General features: G+C 57.6%; 8 protein-coding genes. All 8 read left to right on the top strand.

From position 1 onward, the window contains the following. Positions 1-565 precede the first annotated feature (565 nt). The 8 genes from B0G83_RS37535 (at position 566) to B0G83_RS37500 (ending at position 9,882) form a co-directional block, all read left to right on the top strand. Complete coding sequence (locus B0G83_RS37535) at positions 566-1,717, top strand: 2-aminoethylphosphonate--pyruvate transaminase (RefSeq protein ID WP_105512309.1); 1,152 nt, start codon at positions 566-568, stop codon at positions 1,715-1,717. A 1-nt stretch (position 1,718) separates the two neighbouring features. Beyond that, positions 1,719-3,041, top strand: a complete 1,323-nt coding sequence (locus B0G83_RS37530; protein WP_105512308.1) for an O-acetylhomoserine aminocarboxypropyltransferase/cysteine synthase family protein — start codon at positions 1,719-1,721, stop codon at positions 3,039-3,041. Positions 3,042-3,070: 29 nt separating this feature from the next. Then, positions 3,071-4,135 carry a fatty acid desaturase family protein gene (locus tag B0G83_RS37525; RefSeq protein WP_105512311.1) on the top strand — a complete coding sequence of 355 codons (1,065 nt, stop codon included), beginning with the start codon at positions 3,071-3,073 and terminating at the stop codon, positions 4,133-4,135. Continuing rightward, positions 4,132-4,959, top strand: coding sequence for a gamma-glutamyl-gamma-aminobutyrate hydrolase family protein (locus B0G83_RS37520; protein WP_105512307.1), 828 nt, complete (start codon positions 4,132-4,134; stop codon positions 4,957-4,959). The genes B0G83_RS37525 and B0G83_RS37520 overlap by 4 nt, the downstream gene beginning before the upstream one ends. Next, entirely contained in the window at positions 4,925-5,641 is a 717-nt protein-coding gene (locus B0G83_RS37515; protein WP_243658107.1) for a LysE family translocator, read from the top strand. Before B0G83_RS37520 ends, B0G83_RS37515 begins: the two co-directional genes overlap by 35 nt. Beyond that, positions 5,638-7,065 (top strand): GMC family oxidoreductase, encoded by a 1,428-nt coding sequence (locus B0G83_RS37510; RefSeq protein ID WP_181157187.1) that lies wholly within the window; start codon positions 5,638-5,640, stop codon positions 7,063-7,065. The genes B0G83_RS37515 and B0G83_RS37510 overlap by 4 nt, the downstream gene beginning before the upstream one ends. Positions 7,066-7,387: 322 nt before the next feature. Continuing rightward, the gene (gene metA, locus B0G83_RS37505) at positions 7,388-8,407 is read left to right on the top strand and encodes a homoserine O-succinyltransferase (RefSeq protein WP_241975109.1); all 1,020 of its coding nucleotides are present in this window, start codon (positions 7,388-7,390) and stop codon (positions 8,405-8,407) included. Between the two features lie 122 nt (positions 8,408-8,529). Beyond that, the gene (locus B0G83_RS37500) at positions 8,530-9,882 is read left to right on the top strand and encodes a glutamine synthetase family protein (RefSeq protein WP_105512310.1); all 1,353 of its coding nucleotides are present in this window, start codon (positions 8,530-8,532) and stop codon (positions 9,880-9,882) included. Positions 9,883-10,319: the final 437 nt, after the last annotated feature.

Here is a 10,319-nt window from a genome sequence, read left to right as displayed (position 1 = left end):
GTGCCGCCGCAGTGAGGTTACGCTCGGTCATCAGAGCATCGAGCGCGACGAGGAGATTTAGATCGAGGCCCTTGAAACGCATGATCCCAACTTATAAATAATGTGGAGGTGTTCCATCAAAACAATCGACTTTACGAGTTGTGCGGCATGGAGGATAGTGTTCCTGGTACATCCGATTGAGTTTCGTCAACCTGCTGGCGCCTTCGTGGTGCCGGGGTAGCGGAAGAAGTGTGCGGTAGAACTGAGCGAAGCCGAGGAAATGACATTGCAGCAGTTGTCGATCAATCACATGCATCGGGGCACGCGAGCGCGGCCCTGTCGCTGCTCGGACACAGGATCAAGCGCAAGCTACTCCAGCGGGCTTACTTCCGCCGCCCTCCCATAGGATTCGTGCATCCGTCGATTCCATGAAGATTGTGGAGCTACTGAGCCTTACTGCAAGCAGCTCGACACTCGCCCACCGCCAGATTTTGCACAGACAGGAAGATTCCCCTGTGAAAACTTTGCCGCGCGGCAAAGCGTTCGTACCGCATTTGCATATAAACGTCTAAATTAGGAGTGCTATATGTACGGCCAACATCATTTCTTAATGACACCAGGCCCGTTGGCCTTGAGCGACGAAGTGAAGGCGCAGATGCAATTCGATATGGGCTCGCGCGACCGGAGCTTCAAAAACATCACGGCTTTGGTGCGTGAACTAATGATCGAGCTGATCGACGGGAATGACACACATTCGGTCGTCCCAATCCAGGGCAGCGGTTCCTACGGTATGGAAGCTGCGCTGGCTACCTTCATCTGTCCGTCTGATCGGCCGCTCGTCTGCATCAACGGAATTTATGGCGAGCGGATACTGAAGATACTGGAGCTGCGAGGCGTGCAGACCGTCAGCATGAAGGCGCCGAGCGATCAACCGCTCTCGGCCGCCGACATCGCCGCGTATCTGGAGCAGGACCGCACGATCACGCACCTTTGTTTCGTGCATTGCGAGACGACTACCGGTGTCATTAATCCACTCGATGCGATCGTGGATCTGGCTAAACGGCGCGGCGTCAGGACGATCATCGACGCGATGAGTTCTTTTGGCGCCACCGACATCAGTGCCAGGAGAATCGCTTTCGACGTGCTCGTAACGTCCAGCAATAAATGCATCGAGGGGCCGCCGGGCGCGGCTTTCGTCATCGCATCACTTGATCTGCTCAGGAGCAAGGGCAATCCGGTCAATTCCTTTGTCCTCGACGTCCGTAATCAGTGGCAAAGTTTCGAGCAAACCGGCGAATGGCGATCCACGCCACCCACGCATGTGATCCAGGCATGCGCAAAAGCGCTTGAAGTACTTGCCAGTGAAGGCGTGATTCACCGCGGCGAACGTTACGGCGCGGTGCGTGACGAAATCGTCCGCTCGACCGAACGATACGCATCGCCACTTCTAAACGCCCAAGTGCGCTCACCCGTGTGTCTGGCGCTCACGGCAAACGGCATCATTAATACCCAGAGGGATTTCGATGCGCTTTACGCGCATCTCACCAACTACAACCTCTATATCTATTCGAAGCTGCATCTTCAGACCCGCAGCTTCAGGATCGGATGCATCGGCTCCATCAAGCCGGCATGGATCCGCCTGCTGGCGACCGCATTTCGAGACTTTTTCGACGCGTCCCGGATTACCGGAAAGGCGTCAATCCACCCCGAAGCTGAATTCGTCAAAGAGGTCTTGTAACATGTCACGGAATATTCCCGGCACGGAAATGTCCCGAGAAACCGCGCTCCTGTATGCCGGTTATCGGCACGACCCCATCACCAAGGCCGTCGCGGTGCCGATCTACCAATCCACCGCCTATGAGCTCGACGGCGATCTGTCGAAGATTGCCGACATCTACAACGTCAAGGAAGACGGATTCACCTACACGCGGATCATCAATCCAACCACGCGCATCCTGGAACAGAGATATGCCACGGTGGACGGCGCCGCCGATGCACTCGCCGTGGCGTCGGGACAGGCCGCAACGTTCCTTGCCCTCGTGAATCTAAGCAGCGGGCAGCCTGGCGACAACGTGGTGGCATCGAAGTACCTGTACGGGAATTCTTGGAACCTGTTGTTCAACACGTTCAAACGGCTGGGCATCGAGGCGCGATCGGCCGACCCACGAGAGGTGTCATCGTTCGAATCGCAGATCGACGATAGAACCGTCGCGATCTTCGGCGAGGTGTTTTCCAACCCCTGTCTTATACCGTTTCCCGTCGCGGCGCTTGCCGAAATCGGCAAGCGCCGCGGCATTCCGCTTGTGGTCGACAACACGACCACGCCGCTCGTGTCCCGCCCCGCTTCGCTTGGCGCCGCCATCACAACATATTCGGCGACGAAATACATCTGCGGCCACGGCACGACGCTGGGCGGGTTGGTAGTCGACAACGGCAACTTCGCCTTCGACGATCCTTCCCGCTTGCCTTTACTGAATGAGCCCGACGAAGCGCATGGCGGAATACTCTGGCGCGATGCCGTGCGGAAACTGGGCGACCTTGGCGCGAGCGCCTATCTCCTGAAGGCACGGATGACCTGGCTTCGCGATACCGGTGCCGCGATCAGTCCGTTCGCGAGCTTCCAATTGATTCAAGGCCTAGAGACGCTGCATCTGCGCATGCAACGCCATTGCGAAAACGCGGCGGCGGTGGCCAGTTTCCTGAAGCAGCACCCGAAGGTCAGGCGCATCTCGTATCCGGGGCTCGCCACTGGACGCGATCGCGAACTCGTTGACGAACTGGTCGACGCCCGCGTCGGTCATGGCGCCATGATCATGTTCGAACTGGACGACGAGGCGGCTGGCCGGGCGTTCATCCAGAACATCCGGCTCATGTATCACGTTTCGAACGTGGGTGATGCGCGGACACTCGTGACGCATCCCGTCTCGACCACTCACACCACCGTCCCGAAAGAGAAACGCGAGGCCGCGGGAATATTCGACGGATCGATCCGCCTGTGCGTCGGCATCGAAAACGTGGACGACGTGATTTTCGATATTCAACGCGGGCTCGACGCCATCTGATGCCCAATCCGGCGAGGAAGATAACCATCATGGAAACGTCTCAAGTCTGGAAACTGCGGAACAAGCGGTTCGATACATTCCATTTCTCCCGCGACATCACGCGGGATCTGTCCGAATTGCGACCGGACAATATCACCGGCGCGCTGTACGTGCTGAAGGACTACCTGGTCATGCTGGCTTGTGCGTTTGTCACGGTTCGGTTCAGTTGGTGGCTTTACCCAATTGCGGTGCTCATGATTGGCGCGCATCAGCGGGGGCTGACGACGATCTCGCACGATGCCGCCCACCGGATACTCGCGAGAAATACAAAATGGAACCATTTTCTCGGCATTACGTTCGCCGCCTATCCGATCTTTCAACGGCACTGGGCCTATCGCGTTTCCCATGTGCATCTTCATCATCCGTACCTTGGCGATCCCGAGCAAGATCCCGACCTGCAGTTTTTCATCTCTTCCGGGGTTTATCAGGTGCGCGAGCCGCGCGAGTATGCGTTTTCGATCGTCTGGAAGGCCATTCTGGGCGGGGCCACGCTGCGCTATCTGAAGTACCTGTGGCACAACCGCTTTCTGATTTCGAACAAGGACGACAAGAGCGTCGACAAACGGGGCGCCGCCATCGATTCCTACGGGTTCGCGGCCTTCTGGGTGATCATCATTGCCGGCTTTGCCAAGGCCGGTGCGCTGCATTTACTGGTGCTGTTCTGGCTGATTCCCTATCTGACCACCTTCCAGATACTGGGCTGGTTCATTGAGATCGCCGAGCACTCGCCAATGTGCGAGACCGAGGTCGAAAACGTCTATCTCACGCGCAACCGAAAGGGCAACCTGATCGAACGGCTGCTGTTCGGCGTAAATTTCGATGAATACCATCTGGAGCACCATCTTTCGCCCGGTGTTCCGTTCTGGCTGTTAGCGCGCGCGCAGAACATCCGCATGCGCGATCCGCACTATGCCGAGATTACCGATTCCTGGGGCGGCCTGTTTGTGCGTGGCCCCAAGGAGCAGCCGAGCGTCATCGGCCAGTTGCTCGACCGGAACAGGCGTCTCTACGACGCGCGGCGTGCATCCCTCTCAACGGCGGTGCAAGAGCAATGATGGACAAACCTCGTGATGTGGGTCGCGCCGTCGTCGGAGTCACGGCCAATCGTCACCTTTGCGACGGCGTTCACCGTGACTGGTTGCGGCGGCGCTACATCGATGCGCTCGACCGGCACGCATCCGTCGAATGCGTGATCCTGCCAACGATCGACGGCGATCTGCCCTGGGACGCAACCGTGCGCAATTTCCGCGAAGTGATGCGGCGCCTGGACGGCCTGGTATTGACCGGCGACGAATCGAATCTCGATCCCAGGATCTTCAACGAGCAGCAACGCGTCTGGAATCGCGGGGAAGACGATGTCATTCCCGGCGAGCGAGATCGGCCAAGGGATCGTCTGTCATGCGTCGCATTGTCGGTCGCTATTGAACTCGAAATGCCGGTCCTCGGTATCTGCCGCGGTTTGCAGGAGATGAGCGTTCATCGGAACGGCACGCTGCATGCCGACTTGTCAGTGGTGGGCCAAGGCATCGTGCATAGCGAGAACCCGAACGTGCCTCGCGATCAGCAGTATCTCCCCGTTCATACGATCCAGGTCGTTCCCGGCGGACTACTGTCGTCGATCGTCGAGAACCGCGAGCTCTACGTCAATTCCCTGCACAACCAGGGCATCACCACGGTGGCGTCCGGTGTTCAGTTGGAAGCGGTCGCCGAGGATGGCGTGATCGAGGCTCTGTCCTACACGACGTCAGCGGCCTTTCAACTCGCGGTGCAGTGGCACCCCGAATGGCATGCCGCCGCCGATACCACGAGCCGGAAGATATTCAGGGCATTCGGAAGTGCATGCCATGCTTATCAATCAACGGGGCAATTGTCGAAATAGCGGCCGGGCCGGTTTTTTGGCAATCCAATCTCCCTTGCAATTCAATCGCATCTTCAGGCTAACTGGACGATTTATGGATTTACATTTGTTGGCTTTGTTTTCCGTTGCCTTCACGTCCGCAATCGCCGTGCCCGGCCCCAACGTTGCGTTTGCAGTTGCCCAGGCGATCAGGCATGGAATCAAAACGACAATTCCCGGTGCATTATTCGGTTTTGGGCTGGGAACCGCCATTCACGCGACGGTCGTGCTGTCGGGCGTCGGTTTGATCATCTATGACCATCGCTGGATCCTGACTTACCTACGATGGATCGGGGCGATCTATCTCGCCTACCTCGCGGTCGGCGCCTTCTTCGCGAAATCCGGGCCGAGCGACGGGAAGGTCGGCGATTCGAGCCCGAAGCAGATGTTTGTCGATTCGCTGCTCGTTTCCCTGACCAACCCCAAGGGATGGCTGGCCAGCCTGCTCACCTACCCGAGTTTCATCAGCCCGCGCGTTTCGTACACCATCCAGGCAATCTCCTTGGGTCTGGCGGCGATGGTCATTTCGCTCTCGATCTATAGCGGGTATATGTTCCTCGCCCACAAGGCGCGCGCGGCCTTCGACAACAAATCTGCATTCAACAGGGTAACAGGCGTGATTTACGCGTTGGTCGCGCTTGGTCTGATCCTGTCTCCTTATTGACGGACTGGAATCACCGATGGTTTATCGATCAACGGCATGACAAAAAGGAGCACCATGATCTTCGACTATATTTTAATTGGCGGTGGCAGCGCGGATCGATCATCGCGCGACGGCTCGCCGATGCGAATATCGGCTCGGTCCTGCTCATCGAAGCAGGACCACCTGACGAGGGAATCCCCGCGATGATGGATATCTCCCGTCTGTTTGAACTCGATTCCGGTACGAACTGGGCGTTCCTGACCAAACCCAAGAAGCATTCCGGCCGCCAGATCACGTACTCGCGCGCCAGGATGCGGGGCGGCTGCGGCAATCACAACGACTGTGCCTACCTGGTACCGCCGGAAGCGAATTTTGATTCATGGCGCGAGCTTGGTGCCGATGGATGGTCAGGAAAGGATGTCAGACCGTATTTCGAGCATCTGAAAGAACGCGTCACGATCGAGCAGCGTCCGGAGCGACACCTCGTTTCGCGCGCGTTTATCGAGGCAGGTGTCGCGCTCGGATTGCCGAAGGTCGATTTCGGCATTGGCATGCTGACCTTGAACGTGCACGGGCGCCTGAGGAATTCGTCGTCCGTCGCCTACCTCCATCCGTTGACGTCCTTGCCCCCTAATCTGGAGATCCAGACCGACACGCTCGTCGGCAGGATCAAGTTCATCGGCAGCGTGGCCAGCGCCTGCCTCATCGGCAGCGTGGCCAGCGCCTGCCTCACCGGGAGGGGGCGCATTGCCGCCGGGCGGGAAATCATTGTTTGCGCAGGGAGCATCCAACCTCCTCAGCTTCCTTTGAGCTCGGGAATCGGCGATGCGGCCGATCTGCGTGAACTCGGTATCGACGTGGTCCACCATAGTCCCGGTGTCGGCAAACACCCGATCGATCACTACTCAGTGCCGGTGATTTTCGAAACGGCGGCGCCGGTACCCGACCGGCACATCACGCCTTACGAGGCGATTGCCATGCTGAACACCACACCGGGCGCGCAATCGGTGGAGAGCCAGCTACAACTCGGCCCGACGGCCGGCTGGGTCAACGGGCGGTTCGGTGACGAATACCAAGCGTCGACCCCGAAGCGAGATCTATTATTGCGCTCGAGCCGAATGTCGCCAGAAGCCGGAGCCACGGGTTCCGAAAATTACCTCCCCCGATATTTGCGTCGCGCCGACAATCGACCTCAACTATCTTTCGGACGCCGATCATTACGACGAGAATATTCTGCTCGAGAGCGTTTCGTTTGCCGGCGGCTGGGCCAGACGGAAAGCTTCAAGAGAATTATCAGCAAGGAATTGCTGCCCGGCCCCGACATTATTCAAGAGAGCGATCTGCGCGAATACATCCGGAAAAATTGCCAGACGTACTATCACGCTGCCGGCACCTGTCGAGCAGGCTCCGCCAACGATCCGAACGCCGTCGCGTCCCCGATCTGAAGGTCAAGGGGGTTTCCGGGCTGCGCGTCTGCGACGCGTCCGTGTCCGTGTCCGTGTCCGTGTCCGTGTCCGTGTCCGGCGATGGTGTCGGTCAATATCAATACAACCGTCACGATGGTCGGCGAAAAGGCAGCAGATCTGATTGTTTCCGGTGCCAGGCAGTTTGCTTCCGCCGAAACTGGCAGCCAGTCAAGCGTGGATCGGCAAGTACCTGGCCGATCGATGCCGATATCGGCCAGATGCTCGGATTGGCATCGTCTCAGTCGCGCACTGAAGCAGAAAAGACGAATGAATACGCTGCAGAATAAATCGCAATTCCCGTATGGTTTCCGTGATCGATGCCGGCTGCGGCGAAAGCCGCGACCGAATCGTTTTGATACCTGGCGTACGTTTAACTCATAATGGAGGCTGCAAGCCCATGCCAATCAGAATTCCCAAAGGTTTGCCCGCAGTGTCCGCACTTGAGACGGAAGGCGTCACGGTGATGGACGAAGAGAGCACGGTATATCAGTATCACCGGCCGCTGCGCGTTGGCTTGCTGAATCTCATGCCAAACAAGATCAGTACGGAAATCCAGATTGCCCGCCTGCTAGGCGCCACACCGTTGCAGGTCGAATTGACGCTCGTCAAGATCACCAACCACGCGCCCAAGAACACGCCGACTGAACATCTCGTGTCGTTCTACCACGACTGGTTGGACGTCAAGGCGCAGAAATTCGACGGATTCGTCATTACCGGGGCGCCGGTCGAAACGATCCCTTTTGAGGAAGTCAGTTATTGGGACGAGCTCGCCAGCATCTTCAGCTGGACGCAAACCAACGTCCACAGCTGCTTCAACATCTGCTGGGGGGCCCAGGCGGCAATGCATTATTTTCATGGCATGCCCAAATACGCGCTGAATGAAAAAGCCTTTGGTGTATTCAGGCATCACGGCCTAAAAATCGACTCGCCGTACCTGAAGGGTTTTTCCGACGATTTTGATATCCCGGTGTCACGCTGGACGGAAATGCGGCACACCGACATTCCGGCCGACAGCGGCGTCTCTGTGCTCATTGACTCGGCGGAAACCGGCCTCTGTCTGCTCAACGACTGCAAACATCACGCGCTCCAAATCTTCAACCACATCGAGTACGACTCACACACGCTGGCCGACGAGTACTTCCGCGATCGAAACGCGGGCAGAGACATCCATCTTCCGAGAAACTATTTCCCCGACGACTGCGAAACCTTGCCGCCAAAAAACCAGTGGCGTAGTCACGCACATCTGTTGTTCGGAAACTGGATAACCCAGATTTTTCAAACCACCCCATCCGATCCGGGCAGGATCGGCATCGATCGATGATGGCCGCCCGACGGCGTACGCCCATACGGATTGGAACCACCTCGGCCCGGCCGCCCCAAGGGCCTCCCGTGCAGATAATTGAAATGACACCTTCTTCTTGATAGATGGCTGAAAACATGAGCATGAAATTCGATGAATTGAAGCACGCAGTGACCTCTGGCGCCATAGACACCGTGCTCGTCTGCATGGTGGACATGCAGGGCCGCCTGATGGGAAAGCGGTGTCATGCCGATTTTTTTGTCCATCACGGCTACCAAGAAACGCACGCCTGCAATTATTTATTGGCCGATGACATGGACATGCTGCCGGTGCCCGGTTATACCAGCGCCAGTTGGGTGGACGGTTATGGCGATTTCCTGCTCAAGCCCGACCTCTCCACCTTGCGGCGGCTGCCGTGGCTCGACGCAACCGCATTGGTGATCTGCGACGTGTTTGATCATAATGGGCAGCCGGTTGTCCATTCGCCGAGACAGATTCTGCAGAAACAGTTGCGCCGGCTGGCCGATCGCGGCATGTGCGCCTGTTTCGCATCGGAGCTGGAGTTCTATTTGTTCGATGAATCCTACGAGGCGATATCGAGAAAAAAATACAATAAGCTGGAGACATTCGGCGCCTACAATCAGGATTACCACATCCTGTCGACAACGCGCCAGGAATCCGTCATGCGCCCGATCAGAAACGGACTGCACGGCGCAGGAATCGCCATTGAATGCTCTAAGGGCGAAGGCGGTTCGGGTCAGGGAGAAATCAATGTCCGCTATTCCGACCCGCTGGTGATGGCCGATCACCATACGATCATTAAGCACGGTAGCAAGGAGATTGCGGCACAGCATGACAAGGCGATCACCTACATGGCAAAGTGGAGTTATGATCTGGCAGGTTCCTCCAGTCATGTCCACGCCTCGCTGCGGTCGCTGGACGGGCGACCGCTGTTTTATGACGACAAGTCGCCTCACGGCATGTCCGATCTGATGCACCATTACCTTGGGGGCCTGCTGAAATATTCGAAGGACATCACCCTCTTTCTGGCGCCCCACATCAACTCCTATAAGCGATTCCAGATCGGCACGTTCGCGCCGACCAAGGTCGCATGGAGCCAGGACAATCGGACGGTCGGTTTCCGCCTTTGCGGCGAAAGCTCGGACGCCGTCCGCGTGGAGTGCCGCATCGGCGGTGCGGATCTGAATCCGTATCTCGCTTTTGCGGCCCTGATCGCGGCGGGTCTTGCGGGCATCGACGAGAAACTGGCATTGCCAGACCCGTTTGTCGGCGACGCTTATCGGGATGCCGAGCTACCGGAAATTCCGAAAACGCTGCGGGACGCCACCGACATCAGTTCGAATTCGACGTGGCTGCGCGAGGTGTTGGGGAACGAGGTCGTCGATCATTACGTGCACGCCGCGCGATGGGAGCAGTTCGAATACGATCGGCGGGTCACGGATTGGGAGTTGGCCAGGGGATTCGAGAGAAGTTGAATCGCCACGGCACTGCCACGTTAAATTGTTCGCGACGCGATAGGGGTTGCCCTTCTACGAGCAGAAAGTTGTCAAGGTCATTTTCGAACTGACTCGTGAATCGCCGACATGTCCCTCCTACACCTCGTCAGGACGAGGTGATGTTGCTGTAGTCGAATCTGCCGGGAGCACCCGTTTTGCAGTATCGAGTCCATATGTCGTAGCGTCCATCTGGGGCCTCTGTTCCTCAAGTGGTTGTGTCGCAACTCCACTTCGGCACATTGATGTCGTTCGGTCCTGGGGACCCTGAAGCGCGCCCACTTCTCCGGAGGGAGGGCGGCGTCCATTCCATCTCGACCGGTTCATGGCCAAATTGCTTTGTTAGCCTAATTATTTCGAGTATGCATCAAGCGAACAGGTTCGACATTCCATCCGCTAGCGGATGGAACCGATCGAGC

Origin of the sequence: Paraburkholderia sp. BL21I4N1, from assembly GCF_002973525.1 — a bacterium.
Taxonomy (GTDB): Bacteria; Pseudomonadota; Gammaproteobacteria; order Burkholderiales; family Burkholderiaceae; genus Paraburkholderia.
The sequence above is the reverse complement of the archived record's forward strand: the minus strand, read 5'-3'. Positions and strand labels throughout refer to the sequence as shown.